Raw genomic sequence first — 18,238 nt, 5'->3', positions numbered from 1 at the left:
ATGGCTATGAACTGGCTGAAAGAAAACATCACTAAAGCACGCGAAAACCTCACCGCTGAAGTCGCGAAATTCAAGAACCGTACGTTTATGGAAGCCGTGGTCGCAGGCTGCGCGCTGGTAGCAGCCGCTGACGGTACGGTGGATGCTTCCGAAAAACAGAAGATGACCGCCTTTCTGGAACGCTCCGAAGAAATGAAGCATTTCGATATCCGCCAGGTGATTGAGGTATTCAACAAGACGGTTGGCGATTTCGAGTTTGATCAGGCGATCGGCAAGGCCAACGCGCTGAAAACCATTGCCAAGGTACGTGATAAGGACGACCAGGCCAGAATGGTGGTTCGTGTCGTGTGTGCCATTGGTGCCGCCGACGGTGATTTTGATGATGACGAGAAGGCCGTCGTACGCGAAATTGCCCAGGAGCTTGGCCTCAAACCTGAAGAGTTCGATCTTTAAGCGCTTTGTTTACCCTGACTGACCCTCTTCTTATTGCTGCATTTTTTCAGGAATCAACATGCACGAACTCAGTACCTACCAGCTTTCCCTCATTGCACTTGGCGCTATAGCATTTGGCGTCTGGCTGCTGATCAAGGGAGGGGACTGGACGGTTGATAATGCAGTCACAGTGGCAGGGCGCTTGGGGCTATCCAAGCTGTTTATTGCCGCCACCGTGGTGGCCTTTGGAACTTCGGCGCCCGAGCTTTTTACCTCAATTAACGCCAACCTGTCAGGGTTTCCTGGCATCTCGGTAGGTAATGTCATCGGTTCCAACATTGCCAACGTCTTTATGGTGATTGCCGTGGCGGCGATGATTGCACCGGTCGTCTTTAGTCGTTCCGATGTAAGGCTGGATACGATAGTGATGCTGGTGGCGACTGCCGGCATGGTGGCCGCGATACTCGCTGGCATTCTGCCTCTCTGGGGTGGTCTGGTAATGCTGGCAGCGCTGGTGGGTTACGTTTTCTACCAGTACAAGGCGAGTAAGCTCGATGTGGATGAAGTTGAGGAGCATGATGCGGGCGGTCGCTTTCCGGGGCTGATGCTGCTGGTGGGTATTCTGACCCTGCTGGTGGGTTCCGAGATTCTGGTTCAGGGGGCCGTGGCAGGTGGGCTTGCCCTTGATGTTCCTGAAGCGGTCATTGGCATGACGATGATTGCTTTCGGTACCTCGCTGCCTGAACTGACCGCCTGCGTCGCGGCGGCGCGCAAAGGCCAGAACGATATGATTGTCGGTGGCATCATCGGCAGTAACATATTCAATATCTTTTCAGTCATGGCCATTTCTGCCATCGCACGGCCGCTGTTGATTGATCCACGCTTTGCGTCTCTGGATCTGGTCGCTGTGGTGGCGGTGACGCTGATCTTTGCTGCTTTTCTGCTCTTTGTGGGCAGGATCGGGCGCATCGCCGGTGCAGTGATGGCGGTATGCTATGTTGCCTTTATCGTGGCCCAGTACACGGTGGCGGACAGTCTTGTCGTCATCGCCCCCTGATCCACACTTGATTTTAAGCTTCATACATAAAAAGGTTCATACGTAGAAAGTACGCACGCAAACGTCACAGCAAACGAAAGGAGACACGCATATGGCACTATCGCTTTCCAAGGGTGGCAACATCTCGCTGTCCAAGACCGACCCAGGGCTCAAGAATATCCTGATCGGGCTTGGCTGGGACGAGCGTGCCACTTCTGGCAATGATTTCGATCTGGACGCTTCGGTCTTTATGGTCAATAGCGAAGGCAAGGTGCGCAGCGACGCAGACTTCATCTTCTATGGCCAGCTTAAGTCAGCCGATGGTTCAGTCGTGCATACGGGCGATAACCGCACCGGTGAAGGCGAAGGCGACGACGAGGCGATTGAAGTCAATCTCGACGGGGTGCCTGCTGACATTCAGCGGTTGGTGGTGACGGTGACCATCCATGAAGCTGATAACCGTAAACAGAATTTTGGCATGGTGCAGAACGCCTTTATCCGGGTCGTCAATAACGATACTGGCAATGAGGTGGTGCGCTACGATTTAAGCGAAGACTACTCCACTGAAACTGCCCTGGAGTTCGGCGAGGTCTACCGGCACAACGGCGAGTGGAAATTCCGCGCCGTTGGCCAAGGCTATGCCGGCGGCTTGCTGGCCATGTGCCAGCGTTATGGTATCAATGCCACAGCGTAACCCAACGCCTGGCGGCTGAATCACCCAGGCGTTTACGATTCAACTTGAACGATCCAATATGAACAAAGGAGCCAGATATGGCAGTTTCTCTTTCCAAAGGCGGTAACGTATCCCTTAGCAAAGAAGCCCCTGGGCTTAAGCACGTGGTCGTTGGCCTGGGCTGGGATCCGCGGGTTACCGACGGTCAGGAGTTCGACCTGGACGCCTCAGTCTTTTTGTGTGGCGAAGATGGCAAGGTGCGTAGCGACACGGATTTTGTGTTCTACAACAACAAGGTCGGTGGCGATGGTGCGGTTGAGCACCAGGGCGACAACAAGACCGGCGAAGGTGAAGGCGACGATGAACAGGTCAAAATTGATCTTTCAAGCGTTCCCGCTGATGTCAAGAAGCTGGCCTTTGCGGTGACTATCCATGACGCCGAAAGCCGCAAACAGAACTTTGGCATGGTCTCCAATGCGTTTATGCGTGTTGTCAACGGCGAGGACGGCAAGGAACTGGCCCGCTATGACCTTAGCGAAGACTACAGCGTAGAAACCGCGATGATCTTTGGTGAAGTCTATCGCCACGGTGATGAGTGGAAATTCAAGGCGATTGGCCAAGGTTTTGGCGGCGGCCTGCATCCGCTGGCCAGCTCTTTTGGTGTGAACGTTTAACCTATTACCGCCAAGCAATCTGAATTAGACAACGGGGCCTGCCATGCAGGCCCCGTTTTTACGCATGGATATCTATAAGGCTTTATAGCGGCGTCAGCTTGGCAAACCCGAGTACCAGCCATTTCACCCCTTCGCCTTCAAAGCTGACCTGCACCCGGGCGCGGGGGCCTTCGCCCTCTGCATTGAGGATAATACCTTCGCCAAACACTGGGTGCTCAACCCCTTGCCCGACATGCAGGCTGGGGATATCGCCACTGCTTTCAATGCTTTGCTGGCTGAGGGAGCTGCGTGTAGCGGTCACCGGGCGCGATACCTGGCCGCGCATGCGCACCTCTTCCAGCAGATGGGGTGGCAGCTCGCGGAGAAATCGCGATGGCCGCGGGAAGACTTCCTTGCCGTGCAGGCGGCGGGTTTCGGCATGGGTCATGTAGAGCTTGTGCATGGCGCGGGTGACCCCGACATAGCAAAGCCTGCGCTCTTCTTCCAGCCGGCCGGGTTCTTCCAGCGACATCTTGTGAGGAAAGAGGCCTTCTTCCACTCCGGCAATAAATACCACCGGAAACTCCAGCCCCTTGGCGGAATGCAAGGTCATCAGCTGGACACTGTCTTCAAACTCTTCCGCTTCGTGGTCACCGGCATTAAGCGCCGCTTCGGACAGAAACGCTTCCAGTGCGGCCATGCCTTCACCAGCTTCGGGGGTTTCAAAGGCATCGCCATGGGTGAAGGCCCGTGCAGCGGTGACCAGCTCTTCGAGGTTTTCCACCCGCGCCTGGCCCTTTTCACCGCGCTCGCTCTTGTGATGCTCGATCAGGCCGGTATGGGCAATAACGTGATCCATGATTTCATGCAGGACAAGACCTGAGGCATCGTTGTCGAGTTGCTCGATCAGGTTGGCAAAGGCTTGTACGGCGTTACCAGCACGGCCCCTGAGAGTAGCATCCTGAAGGCTGTCGTGAAGCGCCTGCCACAGCGAGATGCCCTGTTCGCGGGCGCGTTGGCGAATAATTTCTACCGTGCGGGTACCGATACCTCGGGTGGGCACGTTGATGACCCGCTCCAGAGAGGCATCGTCATCGCGGTTCAGCAGCAGGCGCAGATAGGCTAACGCATTCTTGATTTCCAGCCGCTCGTAGAAGCGGTGGCCACCATAGATACGATAAGGCACGCCCTGGCGAATCAGGGTTTCTTCCAGCAAGCGTGACTGGGCATTGGAGCGATAAAGAATCGCCACATCACTGCGCCTGATGCCCTTATCGACCTGCTCCTTGAGGGTATCAACAATAAAACGCGCTTCTTCCAGATCGTTGAAACCCGCGTAAATTGAAATTGGCTCGCCTTCAGCGCCTTCTGTCCACAGGTTCTTGCCCAGGCGGTCGCTGTTATGGCTGATCAAGAAGTTGGCGGCTTCCAGAATGGCGCTGGTTGAGCGGTAGTTCTGCTCCAGGCGTACGGTTTTAACCTGGGGGAATTCCTGCTCGAAACGGCGGATATTTTCGACCTTGGCGCCGCGCCAGCCGTAGATTGACTGGTCATCATCGCCAACGATGGTCATCGGGATCTGCATGCCGGTAATCAGCTTTAGCCAGGCATACTGCAGGGTGTTGGTATCCTGGAACTCATCGACCAGCACATGGCCGAAACGCTCGCGGTAATGGGCCAGCAGGGCAGGGTTGTCGCGCAAAAGCTCCAGGCTTCTGAGCAGCAGTTCGCCAAAATCGACCAGGCCACCGCGTTCACAGGTCAGCTGGTAGCGCTCGTAGAGTTCAACCATCTGGCCCATGTAGGCATCACCTGCCACATCGACCTGATGGGCGCGCAGCCCCTCTTCCTTGCAGCCTGAAATAAAGCCCTGCACCTGGCGGGGCGGAAAACGTTCGTCGTCAATCGAGTAATCTTTCAGCAGACGTTTAACCAGGCGCAATTGATCGTCGGAATCAATGATCTGGAAGTGTTGGGGCAGGCGCGCATCCTGCCAGTGGGTACGTAGCAGGCGATGGGCAATGGAGTGAAAGGTGCCGACCCAGACGTGACGCAGGGAAATGCCCAGCAGCGCCTCCAGGCGGGTACGCATTTCACGGGCGGCCTTGTTGGTGAAGGTCACTGCCAGCAGCGCATAGGGCGAAAGCCCTTCTGCCTGCATCAGCCAGGCGATGCGATGCACCAGCACTCGGGTCTTGCCGGAGCCAGCGCCCGCCAGTACCAGTGAATTACCTTGCGGGGCGCTGACTGCCTCGCGTTGATCGGCATTAAGCTGATCGAGAATCGCCGTCACGTCATCCATAGAAGCCATTGCACAGGTCGAAAAATGAACAGGGATTCTACCACAGGATCAGTTGTCTTCCGGAAAGCGCAAGGTGTTCAGGCTCTTTTTAACCGCCTTGAGCTGTTCGGCGAGCTTTGGGCCTCGGGTCTTGGCAACCCCGACCGCTAGCACATCAATCAGTACCAGGTGGGCAATACGCGAACTCATTGGCGTGTAAATTTCGGTGTCCTCATGCACATCGATATACAGCGGCAGGGTGACTTCCTGGGAAAGCGGTGAATCGCTTGGGCACAGGCCGATCACCGTAGCCCCGGCCTCGCGGGCCAGACGTACACTGGCTACCAGCGCCTTGGTACGCCCCGTCTGGGAAATTGCCACCACTACATCGCCTTCGTTGAGCGTGACAGCCGACATGTTCTGCATATGGGGGTCTGCGTAGGCGGAGGTGGAAATCTGCAGACGAAAGAACTTGTGCTGGGCATCAAAGGCGACCGCCCCGGAAGCCCCAAAACCGTAGAACTCGACCCGATTCGCCATGGCCAGGGCATTGACCGCACGGCCTAGCGCATCATTATCCAGACGGTCGCGGACTGACAGCAGAGTGCCCACAGTCGAATCAAAAATGCTGTAGGAAAACTCTGCCACCGAGTCGCTATCATTCATCGAAAACTGGGCAAACTGGCTGCCAGTAGCCAGCATCTGGGCCAGCTGCAGCTTGAAATCCTGGAAGCCGTTGCAGCCCAATGCCCGGCAAAAGCGCACCACTGTCGGCTCGCTGACCTTGGCTTCAGTGGCCAGATCAACGATCCGCATATGGATGACTTCGTCAGGATTGCGCAGCACAAAGCGCGCCACTTTCTGTTCGGAGCGACGGAAGTGCTCCATACGGCGTCTCATTTCATCGAACAGGGCGCGACTCACATTCAGCTCCTTTCATAAATAACAATCTTGTCTTCGCCCCTGTCTGTCTCGCCTTTGGGGTAAGGGCAATAAGAGGCCGCCAGGCGTCAGTATGCCTGATTCCTGAGCAAAAATGGCGATGTTGTCGTTCGTTTGGATATCCGTCTGGATATTGGCGTTTAAACAGCGTTAACCATTTTTTTCGTAAAGGTTCATCATTTTGTCAACTAGGTTATAGTAATAATTGAAGTGCCGCACTGCATCATGCTGTAGGCGTCATGGATTGCAACAGGCGTGGCAGGTGCAGGTGGACGAAGGCATATTCACCTGGAGGAACGTCGATTATGCGTAACATCGAACGAGTCACCTCAGTCAAAAGCGAGCTGCTCGATATCTTCATGAGCATGCAGGTCAATGAACATGCTGAACGCCAGCGTGTCTCTGCCCAACGCAGCCTGCGCGCTAGGCGCGGTATCGAACTGCACCGCGAGTTTCAAAAGCTTACCCAGGAGATTGCAGACTTGCCGGAACCCGAGCTGCATTGATTTTCCGACTCCTTTCCAAGGCCATCTGCCCGTTTCAGCCGGTGGCCCGCACGTATGAAAAACGCCCTGCCATGGGTGAACCATGACAGGGCGCAGAGAGGTTTTCACGCTCTCTGGCTTTAGATAAAGCCAGCAATAAAGACGGCAATCACGCCTATCGGCGCAATATAGCGGCCGATAATATTCCACACCTTGATGCCTGTTGACGACAGCCCCAGCTCTCCTTCCACGCTTTGGCGCTTAAGGCACCAGGCGACAAAGACGATGGCACCCAGGCCGGTGAGCGGCAGCAGGATCTTGGCAGTAAAGGTGTCGAGCAGGTCAAAGATATTCAGCCCCAGGAAAAGCACCTCCGACCACAGGTTGAATGACAGCAGCGCCGCAACCCCCAGTAACCAGACAGCAAGACCACTGATGATGGTGGCCGTCAGCCGCGGTAGCCGCGTGCGTTCTTCAAGCATTTCAACGGTGGGTTCCAGCAGTGAAATCGCTGAGGTCAGGGCTGCAAAGGTCAACAGCAGGAAGAACATCAGCCCCAGCACAACGCCGCCGGTCATATTGCCAAAGGCAATCGGCAGGGTGACAAAGATCAGCCCGGGGCCTTCACCAGCGCTCATGCCGTTAGCAAACACGATCGGGAAGATGGCCAGGCCCGCCAGCAGGGCAATCGACGTATCAATAATGATTACCGTGCGTGCTGTGCTCAACAGGTTAACGTCTTCACCCAGATAGGAACCATAGGCCATCATGATGCCCATGCCCAGTGATAGGGTGAAAAATGCCTGCCCCATGGCCGCCAGCACGACGCCGCCATCCAGCGCGCCCCAATCCGGGCTGAACATAAAGCCCAGGGCTTCACCGAAGTGGCCGGTGGTCATGCCATAACCCACCAGAATCAGCATCAGAATTACCAGTGCCGGCATCATGGAGCGCACAGCGCTTTCGATACCCTGGGTAACGCCACGGGCGACAATGCCCACTACCAGCAGCATGAAGGCGGTGTGCCACAGCAACAGCGTGCCGGGGCTGGCCAGCATGCCACTGAAAATGGCGCCGATACTGTCAGCATCCTGACCCGTGAAGGTGCCGGTCACCGCGTTCAGAGTGTAGTTCAGCGACCAGCCGCCGATCACGCTGTAGAAAGACAGGATCAGAAACCCTGCCAGTACGCCGCTGAACCCGACCAGCGCCCAGGACTTACTGACGCCACTTTGCTTGGCCAGCTTCACCATACTGTCGATAGGGTTTTGCTGGCCGCGCCGTCCGATCATCCACTCGGAGAGCAGAATGGGCACGCCGACCAGGGCGACACACGCCAGATAGACCAGTACAAAGGCAGCTCCACCGCTTTCACCTACCAGGTAGGAAAAGCGCCAGATATTGCCAAGACCCACCGCAGAACCTGCGGCCGCCAGCACAAAGGTCATCCGCGATGACCATTGTGCATGTGAATGTTTCGCCATACATCACCTGTTTAATAGTTGTGTTCGTTTTGATGTGTTGCTTGGATTAAAGCAGCGGCAGATGTGTTGCATCATGGATGCTTAACATTGCGCATGCTGAACAGCAGGCCGGAAAAAGTCGACAGTAGCCGTCGAATAATCACTACTTTCCAAGCATGGCGGACAATTTATCTGATCAAAGGCAGGCTTGCCAGTGATCTCATCTGAAAAAGATAGCTAGAAAAGGGCGGCTTGCTTTTCCCCTGGAAAATCACCTAAAGGGGCTAACCCGGCGTGGGCTGCGAGTTGTTGATAGAGCAGGCGCGCCATGGCGGGCGCATGGCGGTTATCAGCAGTATGCACAAATAAGAAAGGGGTTTTCCCCTGACTTATCCACAGGGAGAGCTGTTTTTTCCAGGCGCTGAAATAATCTGAGTTTATTTGCTTGTCAAGATGGCCAATAAAGCGTATGACCGGCTGATTAGCCGTGGAAAGCACGTGTAACGGGAGTTTGGGTTTTTCCTGCTGTGCGTGGGCAAGCCCCGGGCTACCTTCGGCTGAGGTGGAAAAAACCGGGCGGACATCAAGCATGACGCGGTTAGCTGAAAAAGTTATCAACAATCGGTTCAACGCTTGCTCGGAAGCCCCTTTGTGGAAAAACTCAGGGTGACGCACTTCCACTGCACAGGGTAAATGGCGTGGCCAGACGTTCAATAACGCTTCAAGGCGAGGCAGCTCCCGTGGGCCAAAATCGCCCGGCAGTTGAATCATGGTGGGCCCAAGCTGGTGATGCAGCGGTGACAACGCATCCAGAAAATCCAGCGCAGCCTGCGGGTCAGCCAGACGCTGTTCGTGGGTAACCGCCGCAGGCAACTTGAAGCAGAAGCGAAAACCCTTGGGTGCCTGGCTTGCCCAGGCGTTCAGCGTTGCAGCTGAAGGCGCTCCGCTATAAAACGTAGTGTTGCCCTCAACGCTGGAAAAAACAGCCGCATAGTCGCCGAGCAGGTTGGATTTGGCATGCTGAGGATAAAGGCTGCCGCACCAGTCCTGGTTGGCCCACATGGGTAAACCCAGATACAAAGGTAGTGTCATGGTGTGTTAAACGCCGATTAAGGATGCATAAAGACGGGGAGTCATCTGTGAGTATGATAACAATGATAGGCGTCATGCTGGGCGGCGCCTTGGGTGGCATGCTGCGCTTATGGGTCGGCAACAGCGTTAGCCGCTATACAAGTGGCTATTTTCCATGGGGCACCCTAACCGTCAATCTGACGGCAGCCTTGATGATGGGCGCTGCTTTTGCGGTCTGGCAAGTATCGGGAGAAGAGCTGGGAACGCTTGGCTGGGCCGTGATTGCGGCGGGCCTGTTGGGTGGTTATTCCACCGTGTCCACACTGAGTCTGCAGGTGCTGACACTCTGGCAGCAACGCCCTGTGGTGGCGGTGGCGTATCTTGTGGCCAGCCTTGCTGGGGGCCTGGCCATGGTCGTCAGTGGTCACCTGTCGATTGCGATGGTGATGGCATGATCAACAGGGTGACAACGTATCTTGCCGTCGGGGCGGGAAGCGCACTGGGGGCAGGTTTGCGCTACTGGATTTCAATGAATGCCTTGGGATTTTTCGGGCCTGGGTTTCCATGGGCGACCCTGGCAGTTAACGTGCTGGGGTCAGCGCTGATTGTCGGGTTTTCTCAGGCGCGCTGGCAGGCTTTTTGGGTAACCGGGTTTTGTGGCGGCTTTACAACGTTTTCGCTGTTCAGTCTGGAAGTATGGGATCTCTGGCAAAGGGAGCAACCCTGGTTGGCAGCGCTTTATCTTGCTGTCAGCGTGGCAGGCTGGTTAATGGCGGCTGGCTGGGTGCAGTATCGCATGATGAAAAAAAACGGGTGCCGATAAAGGCACCCGAAATATAAAAACGACAGAGTTTTGCAGAGAAAGTTACTTTCAGGCTGATTTGGCGCTGTCCTCGGCTTCCACAACCTCGCCAGCGGATGAGGTCGTTCCTTCCGGCTGCTTGGGCTGTGGCAGGGATGGCAGCGACTTGGCCAGCATTTCCACGCTCTGGCGGTAGTAAAGCTGGCTCTTGTTATGTTCGCCAAGGCTTGCATACAAGCGTGCCAGTTCAGCACATACCACACCGCTGGGGCGCTGGCGCTGGCTGGCCTCAAAGTATTCCTGAGCCTTTTCCCACTTGCCGGTACGCAGCGACAGGCGACCACAGGTCAATAGCAGTTCAGGGTCATTGGGCCTTTCCTGCAGCCATTTTTCAGCCTTGACCAGCTGACGATCAGCATCCACGTTCAGCAAGCCATAGCGGGTTACCAGGCGCGCATCCCAGTGGTGGTCCAGCGAATGGTTGAGTAGCCGCTCGGCAATGGCATCTTCATCAGCCTGTACCAGAGCTTCGGCGTACAGAACGATCAGCTCGGTGTTGCCACGCAGATAATCCGGCATATCCGCCCACAGGCTGCGAATCCGTTCGATATCATCAGGATTCTTGGCCTCAAAGAGAATCATCTCGCGATAGGCGCGATATTCCAGTTGCTCGCGCTCCGTCTGGGAAATCAGCTTCTGAGCTGCCAGACGGGGAATCAGGCGACGCAAACCGTCCCAGTCATTGACGCTGAGGTGAACCTGCTTGAGCAGCTTGAGCACCTGCGGGTGGTTGGCCATCTTGCTGTCAAGACGATTCAGAATCGCCAGAGCATCTTCAGGCTGCTGACGGTCAATCAGCAGTTGGGCCTGCATCAGGCCAATGGCCGTATCGGCGCCATCGGTAGTGAGCTGAGCCTTATTCAGGTGTTGCTGTGACTTGTCGTAGTTGCCCTGGTAGTGGGCAGCAAGGGCGGCGGACAGGTAGTTGACCAGCGGCGTGCTTGAGTCATCTGCAGCACCTACCAGGGTTTTCTCAGCCTTTTTCCACCGCCCATCGGTCAATGCTACCAGGCCACGTACGGTACGTTTCATGGCGCGACGATTGCGGGCCCGGCTGTTCCAGCTGCGAAACCGCCCCATCGGGCGAATAATGCCGGTCAGCAGGCGCAGCGCAAAGTGTAAGGCGATGAAGGCGCCAAGCAGCAGCACCAGGCCAAACCAGAAGGAGGTTTGCACCGAAGTGTCACCGACGCGTACCAGCCAATAGCCAGGAACCGACATCATCAGGTGGCCGAAAAAGGCACCAACGGCCAGGCCGGCGATGATGAGGAGAACGAGTTTTCTCATGACTCACCTCCACGCGATTCATAGCGGTTCTCGATGAACTCGGCCAGGGCCTGCTGTGAACGGCTGATGTCGGGCAGCTCAGGCGTCACATTGGTCTGCTTGATTTCTTCCAGACGGGAGATGACGCCCTGGGTTTCACTGCGCGAGGTGTCGTAGTAGCGATTGAGCAGGTCAAGCGCCTTGTCGATGCTGGCTTCAAACAGCTCCTGCTCTTCCTTGAGTACCGCCAGCTGGGATTGCTCAAGAATCAGGCGCAGGCTCTGACGCAGGTAGGATTCCTGTTCGGGCGTGATCAGCACTTCCATGGCTTCGTCATGACCACGGACAACTACCAGATCCTTCAGCTCTTCACCAAAGCGCGCCAGTTGACGCTGGAAAGTACCAGTGGGCGGTTCTTCAATGCTGGAAGATACGGGCTGTTCTTCAACTTCCTGAGCAAGTCGCAGGGTGGCAATGCGTTCCTGCTGGGCATTGAGCGCCAGGTAGATACCGGTGCGATCAACCCGTGGAACAGCATCCAGGGCGGCCAGTTCACTGGCAATCTCGCGCCGGACAGGTGTCAGCGCCGGGTTGTCCGCGCTGTTAAGCACGCTGTCAGCCGTGCGCAGCAGAGCAGCAGCGCCTTCCACGTCGCGTTCCAGCTGCAGGCGCTGATTGGCCAGGCGTAGCAGGTAGGCGGCTTCGGCATGCAGCCATTCGCGCTCATCGGCATCCTGATCCTGAGACAGTTGGGCCAGCACACGGTCAAGCGTGTTGTTGACCTCAGAACGATACTCGGAGAAGGCTTGCTGCATCGCATTGGTGGTGCTTTCCAGCGCCTGGTTACGCTCGGCTTCGCCACTTTCCAGACGCTCATTCAGATCGGCAAGGTCTGCCTGTGTGGCGCTGTTATCGGCTTTTTGAGCAAGCTCATCAAGACGTTGCTGCTGGTTCTCCAGGCGCTGCCAACCTTCCCAGGCAAGAAAGGCCAGGGCAACCGCCAGGACAACCACCAGCAAGATGGCGAATATGCCGCTTTTGCTGCCACCGCCACTGCCTTGTTGGGGGGCTGAGGGGGGTGGGGTGCCAGCAGCGCCGGAGGGCGCAGCTGCCGGGCTGGCAGGGGCGTTATCCTTGGCGGTGGCGCTATCTTTGGCAACGCCATCCGTTTTGGTCGGCTCGGTATTGGCCGATTGCGCAGTGCTTTGGCTGCTCTTGCCTGAATCCTGCTGGCCGCCTGCCTTGGTAGAAGCGTTAGCGTTGCCTTTACCACGGCGCTGCTGCTGATTAGTCGTTTTACTGGAGGTGTTGCTGTTAGGGGTATTGCTAGTGGACGTGCTCGTCGCAGACGTGCTGGCATGCTTGCTGCTGTCAGCCGTTTTTGCTGAAGACGCAGACGTTGACGATGCTGCGTCGTTACGCGAAGCCTCGGCAGACGTCTTCTGTGCGTCGTCCTGATCGTTTGTTTGTTTGCTCATCTGTCGCTAGCCCTTGTTAAGTTCCTTGATCGACATCGGCACCCGGTGGGTTGCAGGTGCGAGTCAACGCAGCCGTCAGTGCAGCCGGAGTTGCTCCCGTTGCCACCGTTGGGGCACGAAACCCCAATTCTGCCGCTAGTGTAGCTAAACGGCGACTGGAAACGATTAGCGGTTGGTTCAAGGCTGCCTGATTGCACCATTTTGCCAGATGTTGCAGCTGTTCGCCGCTGGTAACAATCAACGCCTGAAAATTTCCTGATTCAAGCCGTGCAATGCCGCTGGGATCCGGCGGCTGGTAACGTCGCTGATACACGCTGGCGCGGGTCACGCGGGCGCCGCGCGCGCGCAAGGTATCAGCCAATAGATCACGACCGCCCTCACCTGCGACGATCAATACCTTCTGCTGTTCAACGCGCTGCAATGATGGTAACGCGAGTAAGGCCTCACTGGTATCCTCATTGCGTTTTGCTTCGGGTACGCGTACCCGTACGCCCAGCTGTTGATGCAATATGTCAGCGGTGCCCCGCCCAACGCAATAATAATCAATGCCTATCGGCAGCTGTGGCCAGTAACGATCCAGCGCCTGCTCCAGGCAGTGGGCCGCAAACGGGCTGATCACGATAACTTTACAGAACTGATCAAAGTCCAGCCAGAGAGAGCGTAATTCAGCCTCTTCAGGCAGTGGCTCCAACGTCAGCGTGTTCAGGCGCTCCACGCTGAACCCCTGCTGCTGCAGGGCTTCAGCCAGTATCTCGCCACGCTCGCCGGGGCGTAAGATCAGCACGGGAGCCATCACTGGGCGCCGTAGACCTCGGCAAGAATATCGCCCGCACCCTGTTCCAGCAGCTCTTCGGCAACTCTGATGCCAAGTGCCTCCGGTTCGTGCATGGAGCCTTTACTGTCAGCGCGCAGCACTTCAGTGCCTTCCGGGTTGCCGACCAGGCCGCGCAGCCACAGGGTTTCGGCGTCTTTGTCGAGCACGGCGTGGCCGCCGATGGGTACCTGGCAACCACCTTCCAGGCGGGTGTTCATGGCGCGTTCGGCGCGCACCCGGGTAGCCGTGTCCGGGTCATCCAGCGGTGCCAGCAGCGCAATAAGCTCAGGGTCATGCAACCGGCATTCGATACCCAGGGCGCCCTGGCCACAGGCAGGCAAGCAGATTTCCGGCGGCAATGCCTGGGCAATCCGTGCTTCCAGGCCCAGGCGCTTGAGCCCTGAGGTGGCGAGGATAATGGCATCAAATTCACCGTCATCCAGCTTGCCCAGACGGGTCTGGACGTTGCCGCGCAGGTTAAGGATTTCAAGATCCGGGCGGCGTTCACGCAGCTGCAGGCCACGGCGCAGGCTGGCGGTGCCGATACGCGCGCCTTCTGGTAGCTCATCGACGTTGTGGTAGTGATTGGAGACAAAGGCATCGGTGGGGTCAGCGCCTTCCAGAATCACCGATAGCCCCAGGCCTTCAGGAAAATGCATCGGCACATCTTTCATGGAATGCACGGCAATATCGGCGCGCCCATCCAGCATGGCTTCTTCGAGTTCTTTGACGAACAGGCCCTTGCCGCCAATTTTGGAAAGCGGGGTATCGATTATCTTATCGCCCTTGGTGGAGAGTGCGACCAGCTCGACTTCAAGGCCGGGGTGGAACGCTATCAGGCGGTCACGTACATGCTCAGCCTGCCACATGGCCAACTGGCTCTTACGCGTGGCAATACGCAGCTTGGTGATGGATTGCACGTTATTCTCCCTTGTCGCCATGATGGCGTATAAAAACGATAATAGCCCTAATCATAAAGCACTCGACAGCCAAGGAAAAATCCCGCTTGCAGACATGCCGCTGATCAGGGCGACTCTGGTACACTTTCCGCCAACGATTATTTCAATGTTCAAGCAGGATACTGTTGTCATGAGTCAAACCACCAATCAATCCTGGGGCGGTCGCTTCAGTGAACCTACCGATGCCTTTGTTGCGCGCTTCACCGCTTCGGTAACCTTTGATCAACGCCTGGCACATCAGGATATTCAAGGGTCTATCGCGCATGCCACCATGCTGGCCCGCATCGGGGTGTTAACCGACGACGAGCGCGAGGCGATTGTTCAGGGGCTGACTGAGATCCGCAGCGAAATCGATAACGGTGAGTTTGAATGGTCGGTGCCGCTTGAAGATGTGCATATGAACATTGAAGCGCGGCTGACCCAGAAAATCGGCATTATCGGCAAAAAGCTGCATACCGGCCGTTCACGTAATGATCAGGTGGCGACGGATATTCGCCTGTTCATGCGTGATGCCGTCGATGTGATTGAAGGTGAGCTGATCCGCCTGCGTGAAGGGCTGGTGGAGCTGGCCGATCGCGAAGCCGACACCATCATGCCCGGCTTTACCCATCTGCAAACCGCGCAGCCGGTTACCTTTGGCCACCATCTGCTGGCCTGGCAGGAAATGCTGGCGCGTGATCATGAGCGCCTGCTGGATTGTCGTAAACGCATCAATGTGTTGCCGCTGGGAGCTGCCGCCCTGGCCGGCACCACCTACCCGATTGATCGCCATATGACCGCTGAGCTGTTGGGTTTCACGCGGCCTGCTGAAAATTCCCTGGATGCGGTGTCGGATCGCGATTTTGCAATTGAGTTTACCAGCGTTGCCAGCCTGCTGCTGATGCACCTGTCGCGGATGAGCGAAGAGCTGGTGCTATGGACCAGCGCTCAGTTTGATTTTATCGACCTGCCGGATCGCTTCTGCACCGGTTCTTCCATCATGCCGCAGAAGAAAAATCCGGATGTGCCGGAGCTGGTGCGTGGCAAGACTGGGCGTGTCTACGGCCACCTGATTAGCCTGTTGACCCTGATGAAGTCCCAGCCGCTGGCCTACAACAAGGATAATCAGGAAGACAAGGAGCCGCTGTTTGATGCGGTGGATACGGTGCGCGACTGCCTGAAAGCCTTTGCTGACATGATCCCGGCCATTGAGCCTAAAAAAGCCAACATGTTTGAGGCGGCACGCAAGGGCTTCTCCACGGCAACAGATCTGGCCGATTATCTGGTGCGCAATGGCGTGGCCTTCCGCGATGCCCATGAAATTGTCGGGCAGTCGGTCGCTTATGGCCTCAAAGAGGAAAAAGACCTGTCGGAAATGAGCCTGGAAGAGCTGCAACAGTTTTCTGACAGCATCGACGCCGATGTTTTTGAAGTGCTGACCCTGGAGGGCTCGGTGGCGGCGCGTAACCATATTGGCGGTACTGCACCGGATCAGGTTCGCGCTGCCGCGCAGCGGGCGCGGGAAGTGCTGCATACGCTTAAGGATCAGCTGTGAAAAGACGTCGTATAGCGCCGCGCCTGATCGGCGTCGCCTTGGCTGGGCTTCTGGCCAGCCTGTTAATTGCCGGATGTGGCCAGAAAGGGCCACTGCATTTGCCTGAAGCGGATTCAACCGAAGCGCCCGCCGCCGAGCAGGAGGAATAATGGATCATTTTAACTATCGCGATGGCGTACTCTACGCCGAAGACGTACCGTTATCGCGGATTGCCGCTGAACACGGTACACCGTGTTATGTCTACTCCAAGGCGACGTTGGCGCGTCATTTTCGCGCCTATACCGAGGCCCTGGGCAGCCACTCCCATCTGATCTGTTATGCCGTCAAGGCCAACTCCAACCTGGCCGTACTGGGTCTGCTGGCGCGACTAGGGGCAGGGTTTGATATTGTCTCTATAGGCGAGCTGGAACGTGTGCTGAAAGCCGGTGGTGACCCTGCCAAGGTGGTGTTCTCAGGCGTTGCCAAGCAGGCTGGCGAGATGGCGCGTGCCTTGGAAGTGGGCATTAAGTGCTTCAATGTTGAATCCCGCCCCGAGCTTGAGCGCCTGAACGCTGTGGCGGGCGAGCTGGGCAAGCGGGCGCCGGTATCCCTGCGGGTCAACCCGGATGTGGACGCGGGCACGCACCCGTATATTTCCACCGGCCTGAAAGACAACAAGTTCGGCATTCCGGTTGATGAGGCGCTGGAGGTCTATGAGCTGGCAGCCAGCCTGCCACACCTTGATGTGGTGGGCATGGACTGCCACATCGGCTCGCAGCTGACCGAAACCGCCCCCTTCATGGATGCCCTGGAGCGCCTGCTGGTGCTGATGGACAGGCTGCGTGAGCGTGGTATCGAGCTTGATCACCTGGATCTGGGCGGCGGCCTGGGCGTTCCGTATCGGGATGAAAAACCGCCCCAGCCGTTTGATTACGCCAGCCAGCTGCTGTCACGTCTTTCCCGCTGGGAAGGTGGCGAAAAACTCACGCTGCTGTTTGAGCCTGGCCGTTCGATTGCGGCCAACGCTGGTGTAATGTTGACTCGGGTTGAATTCCTTAAACCGGGTGAAACCAAGAACTTTGCTATTGTCGATGCGGCAATGAATGATCTGATTCGCCCGGCGCTCTACCAAGCCTGGCAGGCAATTATCCCGGTGGATACCCGGGAAGCCCGCGAAAGCGCACTTTATGATGTGGTGGGGCCGGTCTGTGAAACCAGTGATTTTCTGGGCAAGGAGCGTGAGCTGGCGATTGCCGAGGGCGATCTGCTGGCGGTGCGCTCCGCCGGTGCCTACGGCTTTGTGATGGCCTCCAACTATAACAGCCGTCCGCGGCCTGCCGAACTAATGGTGGATGGCGATGCTTGCCACGTGGTGCGCGCCCGCGAGCGGCTGGAAAGCCTGTGGGAGGGCGAGTCGCTGCTGCCAGGCGGTATTGGAGAAGCCTGATGCTGTTACACTTTACGAAAATGCACGGCCTGGGCAATGATTTTGTCATGGTGGATCTAGTGACCCAGCGGGCGCGTATCACGCCTGCCCATATCTGCCAGCTGGCAGACCGGCGCTTTGGTATCGGCTTTGATCAGTTACTGATCGTTGAACCCCCTCGGGATCCAACAATGGATTTCCGCTATCGTATTTTTAATGCCGATGGCAGCGAAGTGGAAAACTGTGGCAACGGTGCGCGCTGCTTTGCGCGCTTCGTACGTGATCAGCGGCTGACTCACAAGCGCGATATTCACGTCGAAACCGCCGGCGGACCGCTGACCCTCAAGGTGCAGCATGACGGCATGGTGCGCGTTGATATGGGGCGCCCACGCTTCTCGCCCGCAGTCGTGCCTTTTGAGGCAGCGGGAGACCAACCGTTGCATCCCTTACAAGTTGGCGAGGAAACCCTGTCGATCAGTGTGGTGTCCATGGGCAACCCCCATGCGGTACTACAGGTCGACGATGTGGAGTCAGCGCCGGTTGAGCGCCTTGGCCCAGCGATTGAGGCGCATCCACGTTTTCCCCGTAAGGTGAATGCTGGCTTTATGCAGGTTGTCTCACCCAGCCGGATTCGTCTGCGAGTGTTCGAACGCGGTAGCGGTGAGACCCTGGCCTGCGGTACGGGCGCCTGCGCGGCGGTTGCCAGCGGCATTCGCCAGGGGTTATTGAAAAGCCCGGTGACAGTTGAGCTGCCCGGCGGTGAGCTGTCGATTGAATGGCCCGACCCCGAAGCTGCCTTGATTATGGTCGGGCCAGCTACCCGGGTATTTGATGGGCGTGTTGTGCTTAACTGAGCCCAGCGCTGCTGCTATATAATGAAAATG

Annotated in this window: 19 protein-coding genes; 11 read left to right on the top strand and 8 right to left on the bottom strand. The window is 57.0% G+C overall.

Translation table 11 applies throughout. The features are described from left to right. The 4 genes from OR573_16210 to OR573_16195 all read left to right on the top strand — a co-directional run bounded on the left by OR573_16210 (position 1) and on the right by OR573_16195 (position 2,815). Entirely contained in the window at positions 1 to 453 is a 453-nt protein-coding gene (locus OR573_16210) for a TerB family tellurite resistance protein (protein XGA79993.1), read from the top strand. A gap of 58 nt (positions 454 to 511) precedes the next feature. Next, positions 512 to 1,489, top strand: coding sequence for a calcium/sodium antiporter (locus OR573_16205; protein ID XGA79992.1), 978 nt, complete (start codon positions 512 to 514; stop codon positions 1,487 to 1,489). A 91-nt stretch (positions 1,490 to 1,580) separates the two neighbouring features. Then, positions 1,581 to 2,162 (top strand): TerD family protein, encoded by a 582-nt coding sequence (locus OR573_16200; protein XGA79991.1) that lies wholly within the window; start codon positions 1,581 to 1,583, stop codon positions 2,160 to 2,162. Positions 2,163 to 2,239: 77 nt separating this feature from the next. Beyond that, on the top strand, positions 2,240 to 2,815 hold the full coding sequence (locus tag OR573_16195; GenBank protein XGA79990.1) for a TerD family protein: 576 nt from the start codon (positions 2,240 to 2,242) through the stop codon (positions 2,813 to 2,815). A gap of 82 nt (positions 2,816 to 2,897) precedes the next feature. Here OR573_16195 and uvrD read toward each other — a convergent pair whose 3' ends face one another. Together uvrD and hexR are read right to left on the bottom strand one after the other, a co-directional pair. Continuing rightward, positions 2,898 to 5,096: a DNA helicase II gene (gene uvrD / locus OR573_16190; protein ID XGA79989.1), complete on the bottom strand. Its 2,199-nt coding sequence runs from the start codon at positions 5,094 to 5,096 to the stop codon at positions 2,898 to 2,900. Between the two features lie 48 nt (positions 5,097 to 5,144). Further along, positions 5,145 to 5,999, bottom strand: coding sequence for a transcriptional regulator HexR (hexR, locus tag OR573_16185; GenBank protein ID XGA79988.1), 855 nt, complete (start codon positions 5,997 to 5,999; stop codon positions 5,145 to 5,147). 323 nt (positions 6,000 to 6,322) lie between these two features. On the opposite strand from hexR, the gene OR573_16180 reads away from it, so the two are divergent. After that, positions 6,323 to 6,523, top strand: coding sequence for a hypothetical protein (locus OR573_16180; protein ID XGA79987.1), 201 nt, complete (start codon positions 6,323 to 6,325; stop codon positions 6,521 to 6,523). A gap of 119 nt (positions 6,524 to 6,642) precedes the next feature. Here the strand turns inward: OR573_16180 and OR573_16175 are convergent, their stop codons facing one another. Beyond that, positions 6,643 to 7,986 carry a sodium-dependent transporter gene (locus tag OR573_16175; GenBank protein ID XGA79986.1) on the bottom strand — a complete coding sequence of 448 codons (1,344 nt, stop codon included), beginning with the start codon at positions 7,984 to 7,986 and terminating at the stop codon, positions 6,643 to 6,645. A gap of 216 nt (positions 7,987 to 8,202) precedes the next feature. Continuing rightward, on the bottom strand, positions 8,203 to 9,057 hold the full coding sequence (locus OR573_16170) for a DUF72 domain-containing protein (protein ID XGA79985.1): 855 nt from the start codon (positions 9,055 to 9,057) through the stop codon (positions 8,203 to 8,205). 53 nt (positions 9,058 to 9,110) lie between these two features. On the opposite strand from OR573_16170, the gene OR573_16165 reads away from it, so the two are divergent. Both OR573_16165 and OR573_16160 read left to right on the top strand, forming a co-directional pair. Then, positions 9,111 to 9,491, top strand: coding sequence for a CrcB family protein (locus tag OR573_16165; GenBank protein ID XGA81777.1), 381 nt, complete (start codon positions 9,111 to 9,113; stop codon positions 9,489 to 9,491). Further along, complete coding sequence (locus OR573_16160; GenBank protein XGA79984.1) at positions 9,488 to 9,859, top strand: CrcB family protein; 372 nt, start codon at positions 9,488 to 9,490, stop codon at positions 9,857 to 9,859. Before OR573_16165 ends, OR573_16160 begins: the two co-directional genes overlap by 4 nt. 48 nt (positions 9,860 to 9,907) lie before the next feature. Here OR573_16160 and OR573_16155 read toward each other — a convergent pair whose 3' ends face one another. Genes OR573_16155 through hemC form a run of 4 tightly spaced genes read right to left on the bottom strand, consistent with a single transcriptional unit; the run spans position 9,908 to position 14,376 of the window. Then, positions 9,908 to 11,185, bottom strand: coding sequence for a tetratricopeptide repeat protein (locus OR573_16155; protein ID XGA79983.1), 1,278 nt, complete (start codon positions 11,183 to 11,185; stop codon positions 9,908 to 9,910). Continuing rightward, entirely contained in the window at positions 11,182 to 12,642 is a 1,461-nt protein-coding gene (locus OR573_16150) for a uroporphyrinogen-III C-methyltransferase (protein ID XGA79982.1), read from the bottom strand. Before OR573_16150 ends, OR573_16155 begins: the two co-directional genes overlap by 4 nt. Before the next feature lie 16 nt (positions 12,643 to 12,658). After that, positions 12,659 to 13,438 (bottom strand): uroporphyrinogen-III synthase, encoded by a 780-nt coding sequence (locus OR573_16145; GenBank protein XGA79981.1) that lies wholly within the window; start codon positions 13,436 to 13,438, stop codon positions 12,659 to 12,661. After that, a complete protein-coding gene (gene hemC / locus OR573_16140; protein XGA79980.1) occupies positions 13,435 to 14,376 on the bottom strand; it encodes a hydroxymethylbilane synthase in 942 nt (313 codons plus the stop codon). The genes OR573_16145 and hemC overlap by 4 nt, the downstream gene beginning before the upstream one ends. Before the next feature lie 169 nt (positions 14,377 to 14,545). Here hemC and argH point away from each other — a divergent pair, with 169 nt between their 5' ends. The 4 genes from argH to dapF are packed head-to-tail and all read left to right on the top strand — an operon-like array spanning position 14,546 to position 18,208. Next, a complete protein-coding gene (gene argH, locus OR573_16135) occupies positions 14,546 to 15,949 on the top strand; it encodes an argininosuccinate lyase (protein ID XGA79979.1) in 1,404 nt (467 codons plus the stop codon). Continuing rightward, a complete protein-coding gene (locus OR573_16130; protein XGA79978.1) occupies positions 15,946 to 16,098 on the top strand; it encodes a lipoprotein in 153 nt (50 codons plus the stop codon). Before argH ends, OR573_16130 begins: the two co-directional genes overlap by 4 nt. After that, positions 16,098 to 17,375 (top strand): diaminopimelate decarboxylase, encoded by a 1,278-nt coding sequence (gene lysA / locus OR573_16125; GenBank protein XGA79977.1) that lies wholly within the window; start codon positions 16,098 to 16,100, stop codon positions 17,373 to 17,375. Before OR573_16130 ends, lysA begins: the two co-directional genes overlap by 1 nt. Then, positions 17,375 to 18,208 carry a diaminopimelate epimerase gene (dapF, locus tag OR573_16120; GenBank protein ID XGA79976.1) on the top strand — a complete coding sequence of 278 codons (834 nt, stop codon included), beginning with the start codon at positions 17,375 to 17,377 and terminating at the stop codon, positions 18,206 to 18,208. The genes lysA and dapF overlap by 1 nt, the downstream gene beginning before the upstream one ends. Positions 18,209 to 18,238: the final 30 nt, after the last annotated feature.

The sequence above is a fragment of the Halomonas sp. CH40 genome, from assembly GCA_041875495.1.
In the GTDB taxonomy this organism is placed as follows: Bacteria; Pseudomonadota; Gammaproteobacteria; order Pseudomonadales; family Halomonadaceae; genus Vreelandella.
Note: the sequence above shows the minus strand (reverse complement) of the source record. Positions and strands in the feature narration are given on the sequence as shown.

What these genes read in the sequence shown, in the direction of transcription:
- OR573_16210 (XGA79993.1), top strand. Translation starts at nt 1, where the DNA reads ATGGCTATGAACTGGCTGAAAGAAAACATCACTAAAGCACGCGAAAAC.
- OR573_16160 (XGA79984.1), top strand. Translation starts at nt 9,488, where the DNA reads ATGATCAACAGGGTGACAACGTATCTTGCCGTCGGGGCGGGAAGCGCA.
- OR573_16150 (XGA79982.1), bottom strand. Translation starts at nt 12,642, where the DNA reads ATGAGCAAACAAACAAACGATCAGGACGACGCACAGAAGACGTCTGCC.
- OR573_16180 (XGA79987.1), top strand. Translation starts at nt 6,323, where the DNA reads ATGCGTAACATCGAACGAGTCACCTCAGTCAAAAGCGAGCTGCTCGAT.
- OR573_16205 (XGA79992.1), top strand. Translation starts at nt 512, where the DNA reads ATGCACGAACTCAGTACCTACCAGCTTTCCCTCATTGCACTTGGCGCT.
- uvrD (XGA79989.1), bottom strand. Translation starts at nt 5,096, where the DNA reads ATGGATGACGTGACGGCGATTCTCGATCAGCTTAATGCCGATCAACGC.
- OR573_16165 (XGA81777.1), top strand. Translation starts at nt 9,111, where the DNA reads ATGATAACAATGATAGGCGTCATGCTGGGCGGCGCCTTGGGTGGCATG.
- OR573_16170 (XGA79985.1), bottom strand. Translation starts at nt 9,057, where the DNA reads ATGACACTACCTTTGTATCTGGGTTTACCCATGTGGGCCAACCAGGAC.
- OR573_16155 (XGA79983.1), bottom strand. Translation starts at nt 11,185, where the DNA reads ATGAGAAAACTCGTTCTCCTCATCATCGCCGGCCTGGCCGTTGGTGCC.
- lysA (XGA79977.1), top strand. Translation starts at nt 16,098, where the DNA reads ATGGATCATTTTAACTATCGCGATGGCGTACTCTACGCCGAAGACGTA.
- OR573_16200 (XGA79991.1), top strand. Translation starts at nt 1,581, where the DNA reads ATGGCACTATCGCTTTCCAAGGGTGGCAACATCTCGCTGTCCAAGACC.
- OR573_16175 (XGA79986.1), bottom strand. Translation starts at nt 7,986, where the DNA reads ATGGCGAAACATTCACATGCACAATGGTCATCGCGGATGACCTTTGTG.
- argH (XGA79979.1), top strand. Translation starts at nt 14,546, where the DNA reads ATGAGTCAAACCACCAATCAATCCTGGGGCGGTCGCTTCAGTGAACCT.
- dapF (XGA79976.1), top strand. Translation starts at nt 17,375, where the DNA reads ATGCTGTTACACTTTACGAAAATGCACGGCCTGGGCAATGATTTTGTC.
- OR573_16195 (XGA79990.1), top strand. Translation starts at nt 2,240, where the DNA reads ATGGCAGTTTCTCTTTCCAAAGGCGGTAACGTATCCCTTAGCAAAGAA.